19 protein-coding genes are annotated in these 22,369 nt (G+C 60.6%); 13 read left to right on the top strand and 6 right to left on the bottom strand.

The annotated features are described in order from the left end of the window. Positions 1-70: 70 nt before the first annotated feature. The 9 genes from ACX3M4_RS07205 (at position 71) to parC (ending at position 10,122) form a co-directional block, all read left to right on the top strand. Positions 71-2,314 (top strand): RelA/SpoT family protein, encoded by a 2,244-nt coding sequence (locus tag ACX3M4_RS07205; RefSeq protein ID WP_459357904.1) that lies wholly within the window; start codon positions 71-73, stop codon positions 2,312-2,314. Between the two features lie 70 nt (positions 2,315-2,384). Beyond that, positions 2,385-2,966, top strand: a complete 582-nt coding sequence (gene pyrE / locus ACX3M4_RS07210; protein ID WP_459357905.1) for an orotate phosphoribosyltransferase — start codon at positions 2,385-2,387, stop codon at positions 2,964-2,966. 40 nt (positions 2,967-3,006) lie between these two features. Further along, the gene (locus tag ACX3M4_RS07215; RefSeq protein WP_459357906.1) at positions 3,007-3,609 is read left to right on the top strand and encodes a DUF2062 domain-containing protein; all 603 of its coding nucleotides are present in this window, start codon (positions 3,007-3,009) and stop codon (positions 3,607-3,609) included. A 154-nt stretch (positions 3,610-3,763) separates the two neighbouring features. Further along, a complete protein-coding gene (gene acpS, locus ACX3M4_RS07220) occupies positions 3,764-4,210 on the top strand; it encodes a holo-ACP synthase (RefSeq protein WP_459357907.1) in 447 nt (148 codons plus the stop codon). Positions 4,211-4,309: 99 nt separating this feature from the next. Then, positions 4,310-5,062 carry a signal peptidase I gene (gene lepB / locus ACX3M4_RS07225; RefSeq protein ID WP_459357908.1) on the top strand — a complete coding sequence of 251 codons (753 nt, stop codon included), beginning with the start codon at positions 4,310-4,312 and terminating at the stop codon, positions 5,060-5,062. 32 nt (positions 5,063-5,094) lie between these two features. Then, complete coding sequence (gene rnc / locus ACX3M4_RS07230) at positions 5,095-5,805, top strand: ribonuclease III (protein WP_459357909.1); 711 nt, start codon at positions 5,095-5,097, stop codon at positions 5,803-5,805. 84 nt (positions 5,806-5,889) lie between these two features. Beyond that, on the top strand, positions 5,890-6,816 hold the full coding sequence (gene era, locus ACX3M4_RS07235) for a GTPase Era (protein WP_459359386.1): 927 nt from the start codon (positions 5,890-5,892) through the stop codon (positions 6,814-6,816). 59 nt (positions 6,817-6,875) lie between these two features. Then, complete coding sequence (gene recO, locus ACX3M4_RS07240) at positions 6,876-7,631, top strand: DNA repair protein RecO (RefSeq protein WP_459357910.1); 756 nt, start codon at positions 6,876-6,878, stop codon at positions 7,629-7,631. Positions 7,632-7,869: 238 nt separating this feature from the next. Then, positions 7,870-10,122 (top strand): DNA topoisomerase IV subunit A, encoded by a 2,253-nt coding sequence (gene parC, locus ACX3M4_RS07245; protein WP_459357911.1) that lies wholly within the window; start codon positions 7,870-7,872, stop codon positions 10,120-10,122. An 11-nt stretch (positions 10,123-10,133) separates the two neighbouring features. On the opposite strand, the gene ACX3M4_RS07250 is transcribed toward parC, so the two are convergent. After that, positions 10,134-11,048 (bottom strand): AraC family transcriptional regulator, encoded by a 915-nt coding sequence (locus ACX3M4_RS07250; protein ID WP_459357912.1) that lies wholly within the window; start codon positions 11,046-11,048, stop codon positions 10,134-10,136. Between ACX3M4_RS07250 and ACX3M4_RS07255 the strand changes: the two genes are divergently transcribed. The 3 genes from ACX3M4_RS07255 to ACX3M4_RS07265 all read left to right on the top strand — a co-directional run bounded on the left by ACX3M4_RS07255 (position 11,047) and on the right by ACX3M4_RS07265 (position 13,189). Beyond that, on the top strand, positions 11,047-11,454 hold the full coding sequence (locus ACX3M4_RS07255; RefSeq protein ID WP_459357913.1) for a DUF2000 family protein: 408 nt from the start codon (positions 11,047-11,049) through the stop codon (positions 11,452-11,454). The two genes, ACX3M4_RS07250 and ACX3M4_RS07255, sit on opposite strands and share 2 nt — an antisense overlap. Before the next feature lie 116 nt (positions 11,455-11,570). Continuing rightward, the gene (locus ACX3M4_RS07260) at positions 11,571-12,734 is read left to right on the top strand and encodes an iron-containing alcohol dehydrogenase (protein WP_459357914.1); all 1,164 of its coding nucleotides are present in this window, start codon (positions 11,571-11,573) and stop codon (positions 12,732-12,734) included. Positions 12,735-12,775: 41 nt separating this feature from the next. Then, positions 12,776-13,189: an acyl-CoA thioesterase gene (locus ACX3M4_RS07265; protein WP_459359387.1), complete on the top strand. Its 414-nt coding sequence runs from the start codon at positions 12,776-12,778 to the stop codon at positions 13,187-13,189. A gap of 188 nt (positions 13,190-13,377) precedes the next feature. On the opposite strand, the gene smpB is transcribed toward ACX3M4_RS07265, so the two are convergent. After that, entirely contained in the window at positions 13,378-13,857 is a 480-nt protein-coding gene (smpB, locus tag ACX3M4_RS07270; RefSeq protein WP_459357915.1) for an SsrA-binding protein SmpB, read from the bottom strand. Between the two features lie 38 nt (positions 13,858-13,895). After that, on the bottom strand, positions 13,896-14,774 hold the full coding sequence (dapA, locus tag ACX3M4_RS07275) for a 4-hydroxy-tetrahydrodipicolinate synthase (RefSeq protein WP_459357916.1): 879 nt from the start codon (positions 14,772-14,774) through the stop codon (positions 13,896-13,898). 276 nt (positions 14,775-15,050) lie between these two features. Between dapA and ACX3M4_RS07280 the strand changes: the two genes are divergently transcribed. Continuing rightward, the gene (locus ACX3M4_RS07280) at positions 15,051-15,983 is read left to right on the top strand and encodes an alpha/beta fold hydrolase (protein ID WP_459357917.1); all 933 of its coding nucleotides are present in this window, start codon (positions 15,051-15,053) and stop codon (positions 15,981-15,983) included. Between the two features lie 301 nt (positions 15,984-16,284). Here the strand turns inward: ACX3M4_RS07280 and ACX3M4_RS07285 are convergent, their stop codons facing one another. From ACX3M4_RS07285 to pbpC, 3 genes are all read right to left on the bottom strand, one after another. After that, a complete protein-coding gene (locus tag ACX3M4_RS07285) occupies positions 16,285-17,430 on the bottom strand; it encodes a porin (RefSeq protein WP_459357918.1) in 1,146 nt (381 codons plus the stop codon). Positions 17,431-17,876: 446 nt separating this feature from the next. Next, the gene (locus ACX3M4_RS07290) at positions 17,877-19,016 is read right to left on the bottom strand and encodes a porin (protein ID WP_459357919.1); all 1,140 of its coding nucleotides are present in this window, start codon (positions 19,014-19,016) and stop codon (positions 17,877-17,879) included. A gap of 1,224 nt (positions 19,017-20,240) precedes the next feature. Beyond that, the gene (gene pbpC / locus ACX3M4_RS07295; RefSeq protein WP_459357920.1) at positions 20,241-22,367 is read right to left on the bottom strand and encodes a penicillin-binding protein 1C; all 2,127 of its coding nucleotides are present in this window, start codon (positions 22,365-22,367) and stop codon (positions 20,241-20,243) included. Between the last annotated feature and the right edge of the window lie 2 nt (positions 22,368-22,369).

The raw sequence follows: 22,369 nt of genomic DNA on the forward strand, positions 1-22,369 counted from the left end.
CGGCGCTTCGGGCGATTTTGTTTGTTTGTCCAGCTGATGTCTCAGCCGGTTGCCAGGGTCGGTTGCGGCCATGATGCGTCAATACGAGCTCGTCGAACGGGTTACGCGCTACAATCCCGATGCCGACGAGGCCTTGCTCAACAAGGCCTATGTCTATGCCATGCAGAAGCACGGCACCCAGACGCGCGCATCCGGCGACCCCTATTTTTCCCATCCGCTTGAAGTTGCCGCGATCCTGACCGATCTGCGCCTGGACGACGCGACCATTGCAGTCGCCCTCCTGCACGATACTATCGAGGACACGGATGCGACACGCGCCGAGATCGACAGCCTTTTCGGCGAAGAGATCGGCAAACTGGTCGAGGGCCTGACCAAGATCAAGCGGCTCGACCTTGTCTCGCAGAAGGCCAAGCAGGCCGAGAACTTCCGCAAGCTTCTGCTGGCGATTGCCGACGACGTCCGCGTGCTTCTGGTCAAGCTCGCCGACCGGCTGCACAACATGCGCACGCTCCATCACATGCCGGAGCACAAGCGCGGTCGCATCGCCGAAGAGACCATGGAAATCTATGCGCCGCTCGCCGGGCGCATGGGCATGCACGACATGCGCGAGGAGCTGGAGGACATTGCCTTCCACACGCTCAACCCGGAAGCCTACGAGACCATCACCGACCGTTTGAGCGACCTGCGCGAACGCAACCGGGATCTCATCCACGACATCGAAACGACGCTGACGGAGCGCTTGAGCGAGCGCGGCATGGCGGCACTCGTCAAAGGCCGCGAGAAACGCCCCTATTCGATCTTCCGCAAGATGCAGCGCAAGGCGATCGGCTTCGAACAGCTGTCCGACCTCTATGGCTTCCGCGTGACGGTCGGCACCGTCGAAGCCTGCTACCGGGTGCTCGGGGTCATCCATACGACATGGCCCACCGTTCCGGGCCGGTTCAAGGACTATATCTCGACGCCGAAACAGAACGATTACAAGTCGATCCACACGACCATCGTCGGCCCGTCGCGCCAGCGCGTGGAGCTGCAGATCCGAACCATTTCCATGGACCGGGTCGCCGAATACGGCATTGCCGCTCATGCGCTTTACAAGGACGGCGAGTTTGGCGGCCGCAACATTGCCCAGCACACAGAAGACTGCCGCGCCTTCGAGTGGCTGCGGCGTACCACCGAGTTGCTGGCCCAGGGCGACACTCCGGAAGAATTCCTTGAAAACACCAAGCTGGAACTCTTCCATGACCAGGTGTTCTGCTTCACGCCCAAGGGGCGGCTGATTGCCCTGCCCCGCGGCGCGACCCCGATCGACTTCGCCTATGCGGTTCATACCGGCGTCGGCAATACCTGTGTCGGCTGCAAGATCAACGGCAAGATCATGCCGCTGGTGACCGAATTGCATAACGGCGACGAAGTCGAGATCATCCGATCGCCCGCCCAGACGCCGCCACCGGCCTGGGAAGCGATTGCCGTCACCGGCAAGGCCCGCGCGGCGATCCGGCGCGCGACGCGAGAATCCGTGCGCAAGCAGTATGGCGCCCTGGGCGAGCATATCCTGAAGCGCGCCTTTGCCCGGGCCGACAAGGTCTATTCGGAAGACCTGCTAGACGCCGTCCTCGACCTGCACCACCAGGCAAGCGTCGCGGATCTTCTGGCGGCGGTCGGACGGGGCGACCTTTCGGCCCAGACGGTGCTGAAATCCGCCCATCCGGACTATCAGGACGAACGCGTCGCGATTTCCGGACCACCGGTTGAGGAAGGCTGGTTCGGCCTGAAACAGGGGCACGGTCTCAAGTTCCGCATTCCTCCGACCGATTTCGGTGCGGACAAGCATGCCGGCGACGATCTTAACAACAGCGAAGGGCCGGCTCTGCCGATCCGGGGCCTCTCCGGTGACATTCCGGTGACATTCGCACCCGATGGCGGCGCGGTTCCAGGCGATCGGATCGTCGGCATCTTGACCCCGTCGGAAGGGCTGACCATCTATCCGATACAGTCGCCTGCCCTGAAAGAGTTTGACGACGAAACCGAGCGCTGGGTGGATGTGCGCTGGGACATTGACGTCAACAACCCGGAACGGTTCCCGGCACGGCTCAACATTTCCGCAGTCAACGAGCCTGGCTCCCTGGCGACCATCGCCCAGGTGATCGGCGAGAACAGCGGCAACATCGACAACGTCAAAATGATTCGAAAGGCGCCTGATTTTCACCAGATGATCATCGATCTTGAGGTTTGGGACCTGAAGCATCTGAACCGGATCATCAACCAGTTGCGCACGAAGCCGAATGTTTCCACCGTCAGCCGGGTGAACGGCTAGGCAGGGTCAATGATAAGACGGTTTGCGGCTGCCGGTCCGGCGGCGCGGACCGGATTGAGAGGATGACTAGATGACACGCGATGAAGTCCTGGACGTATTCCGCGAGGCGGGCGCTTTTCTGGAAGGCCATTTCATTCTGACCTCCGGACTGCGCAGCCCGGTATTCCTCCAGAAGGCGCGTGTGTTCATGTATCCGGACAAAACCGAAAAGCTTTGCAAGGCGCTCGCCGACAAGATCCGGGCGTCCGGCCTCGGTGACATCGACTACATCGTTTCCCCGGCCCTCGGCGGCCTCATTCCAGGCTATGAAACCGCCCGTCATCTCGGCATCCCGGCCATGTGGGTGGAGCGCGAGGACGGCGAATTCCGCCTGCGCCGTTTCGAACTGCCGCAGGGCTCCAAGGTCATCGTGGTCGAGGATATCGTCACGACAGGCCTTTCAAGCCGGGAAACGGTAACCTCGTTGAAAGCTCTTGGTGCTGAAGTTCTGGGTGTCGCCTGTCTGATCGACCGTTCGGGCGGCGAAGCGGACGCTTCCGTTCCGGTCATTGCGCTTGCCGAATACAAGGTGCCGGCCTATGAGCCGGACAACCTGCCGCCGGAACTGGCCGCCCTGCCCGCGGTCAAGCCGGGCAGCCGGGGACTGAGCTGACAGGTAATAGTCGAGAGAGACCGGAGAAAACCGTTTAGTCATGCTGTTCCGTCGCAGAAATAGGCCCACGCGCATCGAACGCCTGCGTGTTGCTGTCTGGCCGCGGAATGGCTGGGCCCGATCTACCCGGTATTTCGGCAAGCGGGTGCTGCGTCTGACAGCGACACCTCACGCGATCGCCATCGGCTTCGCTGCCGGCGCCTTCGCATCCTGCACTCCTCTGGTCGGCTTCCATTTCCTGACCGCCTTCGCCCTTGCCTATCTCCTGCGCGGCAACCTGATCGCCTCCGCCCTCGGAACGTCCGTCGGCAATCCGCTGACCTTCCCCTTCATCTGGGCCTTCACTTTCAAGCTGGGCCAATGGTTCCTGCACGGCCGGGCGCCCAAGACCGACCCGCATAAGGTACACCAGCAGTTCCAGGAAGGCCTCTTTGCGAAATCTCTGGACGCGCTCTGGCCGATGTTGAAGCCGATGTTCATCGGCGCGGTTCCCCTGGGCCTCGTGGTCGGGACAGTGTCTTATATCCTGGTCTACAAGAGCGTCGAGGTCTATCAGCGCCGCCGCCGCAACAAGCTCGCCGGCAAGGGGAACAGGTTGTTTCCCGCCCCAGGCCGGACCATGGAAGAAGACGGACGCGCTTGAAATCGCTGCCGGTCCGGACCACCTTGAGCCTTCATCACCGTGTCAGCGAACCCTGAACGTACCGGCATGTCCGATCCGAGTGCCGCCGGATAGCAACTACCTCCTGCAATGAACCGGGTCGGTTGGACGACCGCCAAATGAGGAAAACAGCGCCATGATCCTGGGCATCGGCAGCGACCTGATCGACATCCGGCGCATCGAACAGACGCTGGAACGGTTCGGCGAGCGCTTCACCAACCGGGTCTATACGGAGATCGAGCGGGCGAAGTCTGACAAGCGCGCGGAACGTGCTGCCTCCTATGCCAAGCGTTTTGCAGCCAAGGAAGCCTGTTCCAAGGCACTCGGCAGCGGCATCCGCATGGGTGTCGCCTGGCGGGAAATGGGCGTTGTGAACCTGCCTTCGGGCAAGCCCACCATGGCCCTGACCGGCGGCGCAGCGGAGCGGCTGCTGGCCATGACGCCCGATGGTTTCAAGGCCAGAATCGATCTTACCATCACGGACGACTTTCCGCTGGCGCAGGCCTTTGTGGTGATTTCAGCCTGGCCTGCGGACTGGCCGGAACCGCCACGGCCGGTTTCCCCCCAAAAGCCGGAGGCTTGAGGCCTTCCTCGCATTGCGTCAACAGAAATGACCGGCTAAAAGTCCCGCTGAGCACCGGTGGCGATTTCAAGCCCGCCGGCAATTGGATCAAGGGACGACATGAGCGTGACGGAAAACAAAAAAGACAAGGAAAGCGGCCTTGGAGAAACCATCAAGGTCGTTCTCCAGGCGCTGGCCCTTGCCCTCATCGTGCGCACCTTTCTGTTTCAACCCTTCAACATCCCGTCCGGGTCGATGGAGGACACGCTGCTGATCGGGGACTATCTCTTCGTCTCCAAGTACAGCTACGGCTACTCCCGCTATTCCTTCCCCTTCGGTCTTGCACCGTTCTCTGGCCGGGTCTGGGCGAGCGAGCCGGAACGCGGCGACGTTGCCGTGTTCAAGCTGCCGCGCGACACTTCGATCGACTATATCAAGCGCGTCATAGGTCTTCCCGGCGACCGCATCCAGATGATCGACGGCGTCCTGCATATCAACGGCGAGCCGGTGAAGCGCGAGCGCATCGACGACTATATCGAGCAGTCCTCCTCCGGCATCGTGCGCCGGGTGGCACGCTACCGCGAGACTCTGCCGAACGGCGTCTCCTACGACACGCTGGACCTGAGCCCGAACGGGGAATCCGACAACACGCGCGAATACACGGTTCCCGAGGGTCACTACTTCATGATGGGTGACAACCGCGACAATTCCGTCGACAGCCGTTTTCTGTCGCAGGTCGGCTACGTCCCCTTCGAGAACTTCATGGGCCGTGCGGAGATCCTGTTCTTCTCCATCAAGGACAAGACCCCGGCCTATGAAATCTGGACCTGGCCGTGGAGTGTCCGCTGGGAGCGGATCGGCCGGACGCTCTGACCGGCTCGCGACCTGAACCCGAAGCAGGCTTTATGAAACGACAACAACAAACACAAAGCCCAGTATCGGCCCTGAAAGCGGCCCTGCAATACGACTTCAAGGACCTGGAGCTGTTGCGTGTTGCGCTGACCCACGCCAGCGCGCTCGCCCCGTCCGAGACCGTATCCGGCAGTTACCAGCGCCTGGAATTCCTGGGCGACCGCGTGCTTGGCCTGGTGATCGCCTCGATGCTTCACAAGCACTTTCCGAAGGCCGACGAGGGCGAGCTGGCCCGGCGCTTCAACCACATGGTCAAGCGCGAGACCTGCGCCGAAATCGCCCAGGAACTGGGTGTCGGCGATGCCATGCGCATCGGCCTTGCCGAAGCCCAGACAGGCGGGCGCAAGAAGACCGCGCTTCTGGCCGATATCTGCGAATCCGTCATAGCCGCGATCTATCTCGACGGCGGTTTCGAAGCGGCAGACCGCTTTGTAAAGCGCCTTTGGGAGCCGCGTATGCTATCGTGGTCGGGTCCGCTCAGGGACGCCAAGACCACGCTGCAGGAATGGGCCCAGTCCAAGAGCCTGCCGACGCCGCACTACGACGTGACGGGCCGGGACGGACCGGACCACGCGCCGAATTTCACGGTGTCCGTTACGGTCCAGGGCCTGCCCCCCGGCGAAGGCGCCGGCGGATCGAAGCGGATTGCTGAACAGAACGCGGCCGAAGCCGTGCTGCGCCGGGAAGGCGTCTGGAAGGAATAGAGTAACTTGAGCGACGATTTCGATAACGACGGCCTGCCGGACGACGACGACACCGTGTTCCAGGCGCCGGCGGGCCGGTTCGACATGCCCTTGCCGGAACCGCTTGCGGCCATGCCGGCTGATACCAAGGCGGGTTTTGTCGCCCTGATCGGCGCCCCGAACGCCGGCAAGTCGACGCTGATCAACCAGCTTGTCGGCACCAAGGTTTCCATCGTCACCCACAAGGTGCAGACGACGCGAACCATCGTGCGCGGCGTTGCCATGCATGGCGCCGCGCAGCTTGTCTTCATCGATACACCGGGCATCTTCAAGCCCAAACGCCGGCTCGACAGGGCCATGGTCGACACGGCCTGGGGCGGCGCACGCGACGCCGACCTGATCGCGCTCCTGGTCGATGCCCGCAAAGGCCTCACCGAGGAAGTGGAAAATATCCTCAAGCGTCTATCCGGTCAGAAAGCGCCCAAGGTGCTGATCCTGAACAAGACCGATGTCGCCAAGCGCGAGAAACTGCTGCAACTGGCGCAAAAGATCAACGAATTCGCCCGATTTGAGGAAACCTTCATGGTCTCCGCACTGACCGGCGACGGGACACAGTCCATTCTGGACTATTTTGCCGACAAGGTTCCCGATGGTCCCTGGCTTTTCCCGGAGGACCAGCCGTCGGACCTGCCCCTGCGCATTCTGGCGGCGGAAATCACCCGCGAGAAACTGTTCGAGCGTCTCCACGAAGAGCTGCCCTATATTTCCACGGTGGAAACCGAGCGCTGGGAGAGCCGCAAGGATGGTTCGGCCCGGATCGAGCAGACCATCTATGTGGAGCGCGACAGTCAGAAATCCATCGTACTCGGCAAGCGCGGCCAGACCATCAAGGCGATCTCCCAGGCAGCCCGCGAAGAGCTGTCGGAGATCATCGAGGCGCCAGTGCATCTGTTCCTGTTCGTGAAGGTGCGCGAAAACTGGGGCGACGATCCCGAGCGTTACCGGGAGATGGGGCTGGAATTCCCGAAATAATTGGCGCGGAGCCCAGAATCCGCCAGACTGCCGCTCCGACCGGATAGAGGATACGGCCCTTGGAATGGAGCGGACGCGGCGTGGTGCTGACCACCCGCAAACACGGCGAGAACGACGTCATCCTGGAGGCCATGACACTGGAGCATGGCCGCCATCTCGGCCTTGTCCGCGGCGGCCGCTCGAAGCGGCAGCGGCCAGTGCTGCAGCCAGGCAACGAACTCGCCCTCACCTGGAAAGCCCGCCTCTCGGACCATCTCGGCCAGTTCCAGATCGAACCGGAAACATTGCGGGCCGGCGACCTGATGACCAGCGGCCTCGGCCTGACTGGCCTGCAGCATCTTGCCTTCCTGTTGCGTCTCTTGCCCGAGCGTCATCCCTATCCGAAGCTCTACAGTGCCCTGAGTGTCGTCCTGGACCATCTGGAGACACCAGATACGGCCGGAGCCCTGCTGATACGCTTTGAACTGGAGCTGCTGCGCGATCTCGGCATCGGCCTTGATCTTACCTCGTGTGCCGCGACCGGCAGCCGGGAGGACCTTGCCTATGTCTCGCCGAAATCAGCCCGGGCCGTCAGCCGCGAGGCAGGCCAACCCTACCACGACCGACTTCTGCCCCTGCCCGCCTTTCTGATCGAAGGCCAGCGGCAGGCAGGCAGCGAACTCACCTGGAAAGACGTCACGCAGGGCTTTGAGCTGACGAGCTTCTTTCTCGGCCGGCATCTTCAGGAAAGAGGGTCTCAGGACAGCGGCACGCGTGCTCAGTTTCTGGCGGCGCTGGAGAAGCGCTATCGCGCGGACTTTCCGTGGAATTTCTGAGGAAGCAAAAGCAGCCATTTGGTTGCATGGCCCCCCGGAAAATATTCTGGTCGGGCGTCCGTTCCCGGTCTCCTGGAAAACTGACCTGCCCGCCCTTGCCCGCGAGATGAATTCCCACCAGGCGCAGACGTGCCATTTGCCCACAATAGCTGTGAAATCCGTTGAAAATCCGCCGCTCGCGGCCGATTGCCCGCCCTGATGAATTGCACCCTCCGCCTGAAACGGTTAGCAAGCAAATATGGGAAAAGAGACGACACCGCCGCCGAGCGGCATTGAGAACATCAATCTCAAGAATGCGCTGGAAGAGCGCTATCTGGCCTATGCCTTGTCGACCATCATGCACCGGGCCCTGCCCGACGTGCGCGACGGATTGAAACCGGTGCACCGGCGCCTTCTCTACGCCATGCGTCTTTTGAAACTCGATCCCGGTGCGGGCTTCAAGAAATGCGCCCGTGTTGTCGGCGACGTCATCGGTAAGTACCACCCGCACGGCGACCAGGCGGTTTATGACGCTCTCGTGCGCCTCGCACAGGATTTCGCGCAGCGCTATCCGCTGATCGATGGCCAGGGCAACTTCGGCAATGTCGACGGCGATAATGCCGCCGCCATGCGATACACCGAAGCCCGCATGACCGACACGGCCAAGCGGCTGCTCGATGGTCTCGATGAAGATGCCATCGACTTCCGCGAGACCTATGACGGCGAGGACAAGGAACCGATCGTCCTGCCAGGCGGTTTCCCGAACCTGCTCGGCAACGGCTCCTCCGGTATCGCCGTCGGCATGGCGACCTCCATTCCGCCGCACAATGCCTTCGAGCTTTGCGAAGCCAGCCTGCATCTGATCAAGAACCCCAATGCGGAAACATCGGAGCTGCTTGAGTTCATCAAGGGTCCGGATTTCCCGACCGGCGGTCTGCTTGTCTCCGACCAGGGTTCCATCCGTGAGGCCTATGAAACCGGCCGTGGCAGCTTCCGAGTCCGCGCCCGCTGGGCGGTGGAAGATCTGGGTCGCGGCCAGTGGGCCATCGTCGTCACCGAAATCCCTTACCAGGTGCAGAAGTCGCGGCTGATCGAAAAGATCGCCGAGCTTCTGACCGCCCGAAAACTGCCGCTCCTGGACGATGTGCGCGACGAATCCGCCGAAGACATCCGCATCGTGCTGGTGCCGCGCTCGCGCAATGTCGACGCCAACATCCTAATGGAGTCCCTGTTCAGGCTGACGGACCTGGAAAACCGGTTCTCGCTGAACATGAACGTCCTTTCCATGGGCAAGGTGCCGATGGTGATGGGACTGAAGCAGGTCCTGCGCGAGTGGCTGGATCATCGCAAGGAAGTGCTGATCCGCCGTTCCGAGCACCGGCTTGGCCAGATCAACCATCGGCTCGAAGTCCTTGCCGGTTACCTGATCGCCTATCTGAACCTCGACGAAGTCATCCGCATCATCCGCGAGGAGGACGATGCCAAGGCCTCGCTCATCAGAACATTCGAGCTGACTGACGTCCAGGCCGAAGCCATCCTCAACATGCGCCTGCGGTCCTTGCGCAAGCTTGAGGAATTCGAAATCCGCAAGGAGCATGAGAAGCTCTCGGACGAGAAGGACGAGCTGACCAAGCTGCTTGGCTCCGATGCCCGTCAATGGACGAAGATCTCCAAGGAAATCGCCGAGATCTCGAAGGTCTACGGTCCGGAAACCGAAATCGGCAAACGCCGGACCGACAAGTCCGAAGCGCCGGAGACCGACATTGTCGACATCCAGCAGGCGATGATCGAAAAGGAACCGATCACCGTCATCATTTCCGAAAAGGGCTGGATCCGGGCCATGAAGGGCCACCAGTCGGATCTCTCCAGCGTCGTCTTCAAGCAGGGCGACAAGCTGAAGCTCTCCTTCCATGCGGAAACGACCGACAAGATCCTGCTGTTTTCCACCGGCGGCAAGTTCTTCACTCTCGGCGCCGACAGGCTGCCGGGCGGGCGCGGTCATGGCGAACCGCTCCGCCTGATGGTGGAGATGGACGAGGCCCAGGACGTCGTCAACGCCTTTGTCTACAAGCCCGGCCGCAATCTGCTGCTGGCAACGACCGAAGCCCGTGGCTTTGTCGTCAACGAGGACGACGTCGTCGCCAACACCCGCAAGGGCAAGCAGGTTCTGAACCTGACCGCGCCTGTGGAGGCATCCCTTTGCGTCGAGGCCCTGGGCGATCAGGTGGCGATCATCGGCGAGAACCGCAAGCTGCTGGTCTTCCCGATGGCGCAGATCCCGCAGATGAGCCGTGGTCGCGGTGTCAGGCTGCAGCGCTACCGGGACGGCAACATTTCCGATATCCGTGTCTTCAAGGGCGAGGATGGCCTGACCTGGACCGACAGCTCCGGCCGCAGCTTCACCCGTTCCATGGACGAGCTCGCCGACTGGCGGGGCGAACGCGGCCAGGCCGGCCGCCTGCCGCCGACCGGTTTCCCGCGGTCGAACAAGTTCGGGCCGGCGAAGCTCTAGGTTTGATCGTTTCAGGATTGAATTGAACTGGCGGCGCACAACTGCCGCCAGTGTCCGGGCGTCATGCCAAAGGCCCGCTTGAAATGCCGCGTCATGTGGCTCTGGTCGGCAAAGCCGCTGGCATGGGCAGCATCGGCCAACGCCGCCCCCTGCCCCAGCGCCGCCTTTGCCCGCTCCAGACGCCTCATCACAAGGTAGCGATGCGGGCTGGTGCCGAATGCGGACCGGAACTGACGGGCGAGCGTGAACCGGTCCATCCCCGCCAGGTCTTCCAGCTCTTCCATCTTCACAGCTTCGCTGCAGGCTTCGCGCAACAGGCGTCCGCAGGCCTTGAGTACCGGCCAGTTCAGCGCGCTTTTCCGCGATGTCCGGTTGTCCGAATGCCGGTCGAGGCAGGCGGCGAGATCCGCCACCAGGCAATCGCGCCGGAATGCGCCCAGCCCCTTGTCCATGTCACCAAGCGCGTCCCTCAGATCCCTCTGAAATTCCGGATCGGAAATGACCGGCGTCGGCAGGAACGGCAGACCGGGGGAACCAACGCCCGCGAGAGCTTCGCCGATCATCTCCGGCGGCACGTAGATCATCCTGTAGCGCAGCCCGCGTTCCGTGCCCGCGCCGCCGTCATGCACTTCGTCCGGGTGGATAACGATGACCTGCCCTGGAAGCGACGCACGCTGCTCGCCGCGATAGTTGAAGGTCTGAACACCGCTGATGGTCAGGCCGATGGCGTAGGTGTCGTGACGGTGCGGCGCGAAGCCGTTGCCGCGAAACCGGGCTTCGATGCGCTCGATACCGTCTTCCGATGGCCCGACCAGTATCCCGTCCCGGTCGGGCTTGCACAAACGTTCAAGACCGCCGGTGCCATGCCCGGCTATCCCAGCCTCTTCCCTTTCCCTTTGAAATCCCCGCATGGAGTTGAAAGTCATGTTCGAAACCAAATTCGTCGTTATCGTCCGCGAAGATCTTGCCATCTGGCAGAAGCTGAATGTAACCGCCTTTCTGGCGACAGGCGTCGCAGCGGCAAAGCCCGAGATGATCGGCGAACCCTATCGCGATGCAGCCGGCAATGTCTATCACGCGATGAGCGTGCAGCCGATCATCGTCCTGAGTGCCGATGCCGATATCCTTGCCAAGGCCCGCAAGCGTGCGCTGGAGCGGGACATTCCCGCCAGCCTCTATATCGAGGAGATGTTCGCGACCGGCCACGACAGTGCCAACCGGGAAGTGTTTTCGCGGTTTTCGCCGGAAGACGGCCGGGTCGTCGGCATGGCCTTTCACGCGGACAAGAAGGTTGCGGACAAGATCTCCAAGGGGGCCAAGATGCACGCCTGACGCGCCTCCTGCAAAAGTCTGATCACTCTCCCCTCGACGGACGCCACCGTTTGCGGGCAATCTGAGCCGGACAAAAGGCCCCCCAAAAAACGGGGTCCAATACATCGGGAGGAAGAATGATCGGGGCTTTCACCTTCAATACCAGCCAGAGGATCGTGTTCGAGAACGGCTCGGCGGCGAGGCTTGCGGACCATGCGGCCCCTTTCCTCGGGGATCGGCCGTTTCTGGTGACCGATCCGGGCATAATTTCGCTCGGTCTCCAGGACGCTTGTGAAGCTTCGCTGACGGGGTCCGGACGCGCACTCGCGCGCTTTACGGACGTGGTTGCAGACCCGCCGCGGTCACTGGTCGATGCTGCCGTCGAGGCGGCAAAAGCCCATGGAGCGACCTCCATCGTCGGTTTCGGTGGTGGCTCGTCGCTCGATGTCGCCAAGCTCGTTGCCCTGCTTCTGGGAAGCGGCGAAGACCTGGACGAAGCCTGGGGTGTCGGTAACGCAAGGGGACCGCGCCTGCCGCTGATCCTGATCCCGACGACCGCCGGTACCGGGTCGGAGGTGACACCGATCTCGATCATCACCGTGGGAGAGGAAGAAAAACGCGGTGTTGTTTCACCCCTTCTCCTGCCAGACCTTGCTGTGCTCGATCCCCTGCTAACCCTCGGGCTGCCCGCACCGGTCACCGCCGCAACGGGGATCGACGCCATGGTACATGCCATCGAAGGGTATGCGTCCAAATCGGCCAACAACAATCCCGTTTCCAGAACCCTTGCGGTGGAAGCGCTCCGCCTTCTCGGCGCCAATATCGAAAAGGCGGTCACGGCACCCGGAGACGTGGATGCCAGAGGCGCCATGCTGCTCGGCTCCATGCTGGCGGGCATGGCCTTTGCCAATTCGCCTGTCGCTGCGGTTCACGCCCTCGCCTACCCTATCGGCGGCACATTTCATGTTCCGCACGGGCTCTCCAACGCGCTGGTTCTGCCGCATGTTCTCAGGTTCAATAACGCGGTCGCAGCAAAGACTTATGCCGAAATCGCGCCGGAAGCCTTTCCCGATCTCGCAAGCGTTTCCGATCCAACCGACCGCGCCGGGCAGTTCGCGGACCGCCTGGCGGACCTTGCCGTACGGCTTGGCCTGAAGACACGCCTTTGCGAGGTTGGCATCGACGAGAAAGACGTGTCAAAACTGGCGCGCGATGCCATGAAACAGACCCGACTACTGGTGAACAATCCACGCGATTTGGGTGAAGCCGATGCCCTTGCAATCTACATGGCGGCCTTATGACACCCACAGCTCATCCACAGCCGGCGCGGCCCGAACCTTTAATGAGGTCCGATTTCAAGGCGTTTCAACTTATCCCCACAAGGTGGATGGATGTGGACATCTATGGCCACGTCAACAATGTGCAGTATTTGAGCTTCTTCGATACGGCCGTAAACCGCTGGTACATCGAAAACGGCCTGCTTGATCCAATAGCCGGCGAAGAAATCTTCCTCGTCGTCGAAACCGGCTGCCATTACTTTGCCGAGCTCACCTTTCCTTCGGTCATTTCCGCGGGTCTGTGGATCGAAAAACTCGGCTCCAGCTCTGTCGTTTTCCGGGTCGGGCTGTTTGCCGGCGAAGACATGCAAACCGCCGCTCACGGGCGCTTCGTCCACGTACATGTCGACCGGACAACGCGCCGTCCCCGCCCCATATCCGAAAGCAAGCGCGCGATACTAACAAGTTTGACGGCTTAAAAAGCCGTCATTTCGCCGGCAAGCAGGTCTGCACGCGCGCCCCACAGGTCCTGCACAGGAAAAGCGGTTGAAAGCCGAAGTTAATACTCACAGCCGGTACACAGGACATCCACATGTTATGCGCAAGCTCTCAACAGCTTACGCACAGTCATACAATTGTCACTTGATCGGTTTGTGGAAAGTCCTGCTCAGCTGAAAGTCTTCATAATGCGGGACTTCTCGCGCTGCCAGTCGCGCTTCTTTTCCGTCTCGCGCTTGTCATGCAGCTTTTTGCCCCGCGCAAGGGCCAGTTCCAGCTTGGCCCGGCCCTTGTCGTTGAAATAGAGCTTGAGCGGTACAATCGTCTTGCCTTCCTTCTGCACGGCTCCAGCCAGCTTGCCGATCTCGCGCTTGTGCAAAAGCAGTTTCCGCGGCCGGCGCGGTTCGTGGTTGAACCGGTTGGCCTGCAGGTATTCCGGAATATAGACGTTGTAGATCCAGATCTCGCCCTGATACTCGGCCGCGTAGGATTCGGCGATATTCGCCTTGCCGTTGCGCAGGGATTTGACTTCCGTGCCCTTCAGCTCGATCCCTGCTTCCAGCGTATCCTCGATCTCGAAATTGAACCGGGCCTTCCGGTTGTCGGAAATGATCGTCCGTCCCGGAGCGTCCCCTTTTTTCGGAGCCATCTTAATCCTTCAGGCGCGATCCGCCCTGTCCTCTTCGTTCAGTTGATCAAGCCGGCATGCGCCATGGCCGCACGCATCTCTGCGCGGGCCGCCTCGGAAATCGGCACCAGCGGCAGGCGCAGGTCTTCGCCAATTTTGCCAAGCAGCGACAACGCGTATTTCGCGCCGCCCGGGCTCGGCTCCAGGAACATGGCCCGGTGCAGCGGTGCCAGGCGGTCCTGATACTCCAGCGCCTTCTTGTAATCGCCTGCAAGCGTCGCCGCCTGGAATTCCGCGCAAAGGCGCGGCGCGACATTGGCGGTGACGGAAATGCAGCCAACGCCGCCATGGGCATTGAAGGCCAGCGCTGAAATGTCCTCGCCCGACAACTGGACGAAGTCCGGGCCGCAGAGGTGGCGCTGACGGCTTGCCTTGGCCATGTCGGCAGTCGCATCCTTCACGCCCTTGATGTTCTCGCAGGTCTGAAAAAGCTCGGCCATGGTTTCCGGTGTCATGTCGATGATCGACCGGCCGGGAATATTGTAGATGTAGATCGGAATACCGACCGCATCGTTGACCGCCTTGAAATGGGCCTTCAGTCCAGCCTGGTTCGGCTTGTTGTAATAGGGCGTGACAAGAAGGATTGCATCCGCCCCCGCCTTTTCCGCGTGCTGGGCAAAGTCGATCGCCTCGATCGTGTTGTTGGAGCCGGCACCCGCCATCACCGGAACACGGCCGGCAGCCGCTTCGACGCAAAGTTCAATCACCCGCTTGTGCTCGTCATGGGTCAGCGTCGGGCTTTCACCCGTGGTTCCCACCGGAACCAGACCGGAAGAGCCTTCCGCAATCTGCCAATCGACAAAGTCCTGAAACCGTTTCTCATCAAGCGCTCCGTCCTTGAACGGGGTAATCAGCGCTGGAATGGAGCCTTTGAACATTTCGGTTTCCTCTTGGATGACTTTCTCAATGCCGGCATGGGCAGCCGTCCTCTTCAGACGGAGGCGCAACATACTCATCTGCCGCACAAGGAGCAATGCTTCGCGCAGCATTCAACGGCCGCTTTTCGTCTTTTCTTAAGCCGACTGCGTTCTTCGCGCGACACTTTTCGCACCGACTTAACGCCTTCTTTGGAGCGTTCCTATTGGCAGTCTCCCATTCCGGCCTCTATCTTTCCGGGAAGCAATTATCAGATGGAAACGTTTCGGGAGACACTCATGACAACTGCGCCGCAGGAAGCGCTGAAAGACACCACGGCAGTCACGGCCGGGTCCTCTTCGGACTTCACCTGGCAAGGTCCGGATGGATTGCTGCTTTCGGGACGCCAGTGGTGGCCAGTCCCCTCGCCTGATGGCGGAAGAAATACAACGCCGATCCCGGTTCTTTGCTTGCCGGGACTTTCCCGAAACATAAGGGATTTCAATGACATTGCCGCGTTCCTGCAGTCCCGCGGCCACAGGGTGATCGCACTTGATTATCGCGGCCGGGGAAAGAGCGCCTGGGATCCGGACTGGCGGAACTATGCGCTCACCGTGGAGGAAAAAGACATCGATGCGGCGATCGAGGCGCTCGGCCTTGACCGCTTCGCCCTGCTCGGCACCTCGCGCGGGGGGCTGCATGCGCTGGCGATGGGCCTGCGCTACCCGGCAACGCGCATGGCCGCGGTCATTTTCAACGATATCGGCCCTCACATCGAAATGCGCGCCATCCACCGGATCGCCGCAACGCTTGGCCGGAACATGAAACATTCGTCGTTTGACGCCCTGGCATCAGGCCTTGAGCATGTTCTCGGCCAGCAATTTCCCGGTTTCGCGTCGAAGGACTGGCTAAAGCTGGCAGGCCAGCTTGCCTCGGAACAGGACGGCGGTGTGGTGCTGGACTACGATCCTGCCCTCGCACACCAGTTCGCGAGCCTCGACGATGCGGCGCCGGCTCCAGATCTCTGGCCGCTCTACGAAAAGCTCAAGGACCGGCCTGTCCTGGTTCTGCGCGGCGCACATTCCGATCTTTTGAGCGCGCAGACTTCGCAGTGCATGATCGAAAGCCATCCGAGCGCCAGCCTCAGGACCATTGCCGGCCAGGGTCACGCGCCTGTTTTGTGGGATCGGGATACCCATGAAGCAGTAGCCGGTTTCCTGAAAGGCGTTTGACCGCGGTCCTGACGAACAAAGCGTGTCGCGTCCAATTGAATTCAAGTGACCCGCTTTTTCTCTTATTTGACGCACGCCTTTTTTGCGAAAACCCGGAAACCACTTTTTCGCGACGTGCTCTGATTGACCGTTCGCCCGTCAGCGACTGCAGCTGGCACGAAACCGTTTGCCGTCTTGTCCGATTTCTTTGAACAGGAGGGGTTCGGCCGATTTCCTGGTCAGGTTCTACGAAGCCCTTGAGACAAAAAAGAAAACCCGGCGTTTCCGCCGGGTTTTCCCTCAAACCTCGAGTGAGGATTGATTAGAACGTGCGCTGCATACGAACACCGAAGAGCAGAGCGTCGGTGTCGCCAGAGCCGTCGATGTCGGTGTTGGAGTAGCCCATGTCGGCACCCATCACGAAGCCAGAGACCGGCTCCCACTGAACGGAACCGTCGATTGCGTAACGGGTCACGTCGCCGATGGCAGCGTTCTGGTCCATGTCAACCTGAGCGTACGAGCCGTCAAGTGCGAGACCGATGGTCGAGGTAGCCTGGATGTACAGACCACCAGACAGGGAGTAACCGCTGTTGGTGTCGTCGCCGGTGTAGTCGGACACGCCGGTCACGCCGGTGATGCCGTTACCGATGTAGGACAGAGCGCCGTCAGCGTAGAAGCCCTGGAAGTAGATGTTCGAACCGGAGTTGATCATCGGCAGGTTGAAGCTCACGCCTGCGCCAACTGCCCAGCCGAGGTTGTCTTCACCGCTGGTTGCGTTGTTGTTGGCAACATCCGGGTAGACCTGGTGCAGAGCACCAACCAGCTTGGCAGCGCCCCAGCCCTGAGAAATGCCGAGAGCAGCAACGACGTCCGGAGCACGGGTGCCGCCGTAGGCGCCGACTTCACGACCAGAGCGGTCTTCGAGAGCGATCGTAGCAGACAGGCCGTTGCCGAAGGCAGCGGTGTAAGCGATCTGGTTGAGCGTGGTGTCCGACCAGTCGCGGGTGACAACACCCATGAAGGTCTGACCGGTGTAGATGTTGGCGTTAGAACCGAGGTAACCAGCCGTCAGGCCGCCCCACTGGATGTAAGCGTTGTCCAGCGTGGAGCTGTTCACACCGTTTACGTTGGTCATGTACATGGAGACGTATGCACGCAGGGTACCGAATTCGGTTGCGGTGCGAGCGTCGAGGTACAGGTAACCACGAGACAGCCAGGAATAGCCATCGGAGTCACGGTTGCCCCAGTTGCCGTCGTCCAGGACGTTGTTCACAACGAACTGGGTACGAACACGGCCGCCGACGCGCAGGCAGGTTTCGGTGCCCGGGATGTAGTAGAAGCGTGCGCCGTAAGCGTCGCAGACGCGAACGTAGTCAACCGGCTCCGGAGCAACCGGAAGATCGGCAGCCTGGGCGGTGGTGGCAGCGGCTGCAGCAGCAGCGCCGAGCATCAAGCTCTTGAGTTTCATTTCTGACCTCCAATCAGTCATATCAATCGGCACTAATAAAGAAGCACCATTGTCCCCGCGAATTATGTCTGTGTTTGCCACCGGCCGGAGGTTGGATGTCCGAGGTATCAAACCAGTGCGGCACGAAGCCGCTCGCAAGATGACCATACGCATCCGATTTTCTGGTTCAACACAGAATGCAGCCAGCACCTGCCGTCAGGGCTGTTTTCAAAAACCGGTGTTGCGCGAATGTCACAAAAACGGATCGGAAATTTAGAAACTGTTAGGAAACAGGCTCAAAAGCGGCTGTAGACAAGACGCAAAGCAGTTCGCGCAGCCGAATGATCCGGACCGAAAAGGGCAAGAATCGCCTTCCCCAAAAAGGGGACGGCCCGGCAGATTGGAGCCTGCCGGGCCGCATGACTGACTGGAGTTCAGAGAATCACAGTCAGATTCTAATCAGATGATTAGAACGTGCGCTGCATACGAACACCGAACTTCAGTTCGTCGGTGTCGCCAGAGTTGTCGATGTCGGTGTTGGAGTAGCCCATGTCGGCACCCATCACGAAGCCAGAGACCGGCTCCCACTGAACGGAACCGTCGATTGCGTAACGGGTCACGTCGTTGCCATTGTTGGACATGTCAACGGCTGCATAGGAACCGTCAAGTGCCAGACCGATGGTCGAGGTTGCCTGGATGTACAGACCAGCAGACAGGGAGTAACCGCTGTTGGTGTCGTCGCCGGTGTAGTCGGACACGCCGGTTGCGCCGGTGATGCCGTTACCGATGTAGGACAGAGCGCCGTCAGCGTAGAAGCCCTGGAAGTAGATGTTCGAACCGGAGTTGATCATCGGCAGGTTGAAGTTCACGCCAGCGCCAACTGCCCAGCCGAGGTTGTCTTCACCGCTGGTTGCGTTGTTGTTGGCAACGTTCGGGTAGACCTGGTGCAGAGCACCAACCAGCTTTGCAGCGCCCCAGCCCTGGGAAATGCCGAGAGCAGCAACGACGTCCGGAGCACGGGTGCCGCCGTAGGAACCGACTTCACGGCCGGAACGGTCTTCCAGAGCGATCGTGGCAGACAGGCCGTTGCCGAAGGCAGCGGTGTAAGCGATCTGGTTGAGCGTGGAGTCAGCCCAGTCGCGGGTGACAACACCCATGAAGGTCTGACCGGTGTAGATGTTGGCGTTAGAACCGAGGTAACCAGCCGTCAGGCCGCCCCACTGGATGTAAGCGTTGTCCAGAGTAGCAGAACCAGCGCCATTCACGTTGGTCATGTACATGGAGACGTATGCACGCAGGGTACCGAATTCGGTTGCGGTGCGAGCGTCGAGGTACAGGTAACCGCGAGACAGCCAGGAGTAGCCTTCGGAGTCACGGTTGCCCCAGTTGCCGTCGTCCAGGACGTTGTTCACAACGAACTGGGTACGGACACGGCCGCCGACGCGCAGGCAGGTTTCGGTGCCCGGGATGTAGTAGAAGCGTGCGCCGTAAGCGTCGCAGACGCGAACGTAGTCAACCGGCTCCGGAGCAACCGGAAGATCGGCAGCCTGGGCGGTGGTGGCAGCAGCTGCAGCAGCAGCGCCGAGCATCAAGCTCTTGAGTTTCATATCTGACCTCCAAAAGTCAATTTTCACTGGCACCGGCCTGACCAAACGGCCTGACAGGCACCATCCCCGCGATTTCGTACAAAAACGATCCAGTATTTCTTTTCCGAACCATTTTTTTCTGGCGATTACTCGCCGTCGCAAAACCTAAGAACCAAACTCGATGCGGCACAGCAAGCCCAAACTACCACATAGAGGAACACAGAAGTCGTCGTGTGTTTTTTCTGCAACATGCTGTTTTGCAACATATTTTTCTTACTCTTGGTCAGAATTGACGCACCCACATGTTCACATTAAATTAATATCAAAGATTCCTTAACGTCACTTAGACTCTTTAGAAAAACCTTCCGTTGGCGCAAAAATATAAATACTTTCAAGAAAATAAATAACTAAAACCCAGTACAGCCCTAAGGTTGAAATATTTTTTCTTCGCAATTAAAAAATTTTGTACGGAATACTATCTCTTTTCCTTTTTGACGCAACATAGGTAGTTTTATCGGTTCTTTTTGCGACCCTCCTTTACGGAATGCCGTTTAGGGCCCGGAAGTCAGACTTCGAATGCAGCAAGTTGCTGTCTGCGACGCAAACGCGGGAGAAAAACCAGGCCTACGGATCCTTTGCATGCACAAGATTCGGCACTTGATCACGCATACGAAGTGATTTGGAACGAGTTCAGGAGCAATTCGGTAAACCTTGCTACCATCAGCACATCGTCGAAGGGGATCGCGTTGATCAGCCGGTAGTGGCATTTCCAGGTAAGGTATAGGGCAAATGATCGGCGCCGTTGTTGGCGTCGATGCGGTTTATCGGTTTGCGATTGGATGCCTGCAATATTCCAGTTCAGGGTTACCGGCACTGCCGGAAGCAAGGTCGGGCGGCATTGAAGGCATTTTCGAAGCAAGCTCTCGAAATGCGGTAGAATTCCTGGCAGCGACACGTCGGTATTGCGGACTGGAGATCTGGAGCGCTTAACGGTTCGACCGAAGCATTCGGTTTACCGTCCAGCGAGGCGATTGTACGGAGGGACGCAAAGTCCATGGCCGGACTATGGACTTTGCGTCCGACAAAGCAGACTTTCGCCGGACGCGAACCCGAAGGGCCAGGCCGGTATTACTCAGTACCATCGGGAACTATCTCTGCCGTGCGGCCAGCGCAGCATTCGGCATTTCACTCGATCTTGCACTAAACCGGCCTCGGCAAAACACTTCAAACCGACCGAGAGGTACTCTAGCGCAGCAGAACGGTGATTCCCGCGCTGTTTCCGTCCGCATCGACAATGGTCACGTCTGTAAAACCTGGCGCATCGGGCTGCCAGACGAGTTGGCGCTCTTGCTGTGTCGTCTGGAGTGGCCGGCCATTGACCAGGAAGGAGAAGGGGCCCGCCCCACCCTTGAACTTGACGACCAGCGGCTGCGCCGCCAAGCCGTCGTCCACACCAGGATTGAAGTCGAGATCCAGTTCTGCCCCGTCGGGCGGATAAGATATCTGGAGCGTGTTGCCGCGCCGGGCCGTTGCCAGGCGCTGAGGCAGGCGTGCGTAGCGCAATGGCTGCGGCACCTGAAGGTCCGCCATCGCCATCGCTTCCGCCGGACCGTCCGGCAAGGGCACGCGTTTCGGGCCCAGGGTCTGGAAAACCTCAAAGAGAACCGGCACCGCGACCACCGCCCCGGTTGCTCCGGGCACCGGTGTCCCGTCCGGGCGCCCTGACCAGACGGCAACCACATATTTGCCGTCATAGCCAACCGCCCAGGCATCCCGGTAGCCGTAGGCCGTGCCGGTCTTGTAAGCGACATGAGAGGTTTCCGCACTCTGGGGCTGAGGCAGGCCGGACAGGATATCGCCGACAAGCCAGGCGGCCTTTTCGCTCAAGACCGGCTGCGGGGCAAAAGGTGCGGCGTCCCGAGCGCAACCCACCCGGCAAACGCTGAGAGCAACGGGTGAACCGCCTCGCGCCAGCGCCGCATAGGCTTGCGTCAGGTCTCTCAAGGAGAGCCCGAGCCCGCCAAGGCTGATGGCAAGACCGGGAGCAATCCCCTTTTCCATGACCGGCTGAACACCCGCCCTCTTCAAGCGTGCAATCAGTCTTGCCGGCCCGACAGCCTCCAGAAGCTTGACGGCCGGCGTGTTCAAGGACAGCTGCAAGGCTTCTCTCAGGGTCACGGTGCCCTGATAGGACTGGTCGAAATTGGTTGGCTGGTAGCCGCCGATATCCGTCGCCCGGTCTTCGATATAGCTGCCGGGCAGACCGATCCCCTCCTCGAAAGCCAGGCCGTAGATGAACGGCTTGAGTGTCGACCCGGGCGAGCGAGTCGCACGTGTCATGTCCACGTGCCCCTGACGGGCATCGTCGAGGAGATCCGGTGCACCGACGCTGGCCAGGATTTCGCCGGTCTGGTGATCGGCAACAAGAATTGCCATGGAAACCGGTGCCGGCATCGTACCGGCCTTGCGCTGCGCAAGCGCCTCGAGGGTCGCCTGCAGGTCCCGGTCGAGTGTCAGTCGATGGACTGTTTCCTGCGGAGAACCGGATTTCGCCTGCCTGCTTTCATGCGGGGCAAGAAACGGCATGGCATAGCGGAGCGCCCGGACTGGTTCCGCCGCCGCCGAAGCTGCGTCCTCTTTGCTCAGAACACCAGCGGTGACCGCCCGGGCCAGAACGCGATTGCGTGCGATCTTCGCCGTTTCTGGAAACCTGTCCGGACGCCTCCCTTCCGGGCTTTGCGGCAAGGCGACGAGCAGCGCCGCTTCGGCCGGTGTCAGCCGCCCCGGCTCCTTTCCGAACCAGGTCAGGGACGCGGCGCGGATGCCCTCCAGATTGCCACCGAAAGGAGCACGCAGCGCATAGAACCGAAGGATGTCCTGTTTCGAGAAGGTGTTTTCCAGTTGCACGGCCTTGAGAAGCTGCTCGTATTTGCGCTGGACTGATTTGGTCGGCGTTTCTTCCAGAAGCCGTGCCACCTGCATGGTCAGGGTCGATCCGCCGGAGACGACGCGGCCTTGTCGCAGGCTTTGCCATCCGGCGCGGGCGATGGCTCTGAGATCGAATCCGCCGTGGCTGTGAAAGCGCTTGTCCTCGAAGGCGAGCAGCATGCGGAAATAGAGCGGGTCGATCCGGTCAAGTTCGACCGGCAGACGCCACTTGTCGTCCGAGCTGGTGAAGGCCCGCAACAGCAGGTCGTCGCGATCAAGTACGACGACGGAGAGGGAGAGATCGGCGACCTCCGGCGGCAGCGTCAAGGTCTTGTAATCGTGCCGGACCTTCAGGGCGGCGCATGCGAACAGGACAGAAAAGCCCAACCCGGCAGCAGCTGCCCACCGCCGGATCGATTGCCAATCATGCCGCCTCGATCTCATCG

This window comes from Roseibium sp. M-1 (genome assembly GCF_054515675.1).

Coding starts and splice junctions, on each gene's coding strand:
- ACX3M4_RS07205 (WP_459357904.1), top strand. CDS start 71: ATGATGCGTCAATACGAGCTCGTCGAACGGGTTACGCGCTACAATCCC.
- pyrE (WP_459357905.1), top strand. CDS start 2,385: ATGACACGCGATGAAGTCCTGGACGTATTCCGCGAGGCGGGCGCTTTT.
- ACX3M4_RS07215 (WP_459357906.1), top strand. CDS start 3,007: ATGCTGTTCCGTCGCAGAAATAGGCCCACGCGCATCGAACGCCTGCGT.
- acpS (WP_459357907.1), top strand. CDS start 3,764: ATGATCCTGGGCATCGGCAGCGACCTGATCGACATCCGGCGCATCGAA.
- lepB (WP_459357908.1), top strand. CDS start 4,310: ATGAGCGTGACGGAAAACAAAAAAGACAAGGAAAGCGGCCTTGGAGAA.
- rnc (WP_459357909.1), top strand. CDS start 5,095: ATGAAACGACAACAACAAACACAAAGCCCAGTATCGGCCCTGAAAGCG.
- era (WP_459359386.1), top strand. CDS start 5,890: ATGCCCTTGCCGGAACCGCTTGCGGCCATGCCGGCTGATACCAAGGCG.
- parC (WP_459357911.1), top strand. CDS start 7,870: ATGGGAAAAGAGACGACACCGCCGCCGAGCGGCATTGAGAACATCAAT.
- ACX3M4_RS07255 (WP_459357913.1), top strand. CDS start 11,047: ATGTTCGAAACCAAATTCGTCGTTATCGTCCGCGAAGATCTTGCCATC.
- ACX3M4_RS07250 (WP_459357912.1), bottom strand. CDS start 11,048: ATGACTTTCAACTCCATGCGGGGATTTCAAAGGGAAAGGGAAGAGGCT.
- ACX3M4_RS07260 (WP_459357914.1), top strand. CDS start 11,571: ATGATCGGGGCTTTCACCTTCAATACCAGCCAGAGGATCGTGTTCGAG.
- ACX3M4_RS07265 (WP_459359387.1), top strand. CDS start 12,776: ATGAGGTCCGATTTCAAGGCGTTTCAACTTATCCCCACAAGGTGGATG.
- smpB (WP_459357915.1), bottom strand. CDS start 13,857: ATGGCTCCGAAAAAAGGGGACGCTCCGGGACGGACGATCATTTCCGAC.
- dapA (WP_459357916.1), bottom strand. CDS start 14,774: ATGTTCAAAGGCTCCATTCCAGCGCTGATTACCCCGTTCAAGGACGGA.
- ACX3M4_RS07280 (WP_459357917.1), top strand. CDS start 15,051: ATGACAACTGCGCCGCAGGAAGCGCTGAAAGACACCACGGCAGTCACG.
- ACX3M4_RS07285 (WP_459357918.1), bottom strand. CDS start 17,430: ATGAAACTCAAGAGCTTGATGCTCGGCGCTGCTGCTGCAGCCGCTGCC.
- ACX3M4_RS07290 (WP_459357919.1), bottom strand. CDS start 19,016: ATGAAACTCAAGAGCTTGATGCTCGGCGCTGCTGCTGCAGCTGCTGCC.
- pbpC (WP_459357920.1), bottom strand. CDS start 22,367: ATGAGATCGAGGCGGCATGATTGGCAATCGATCCGGCGGTGGGCAGCT.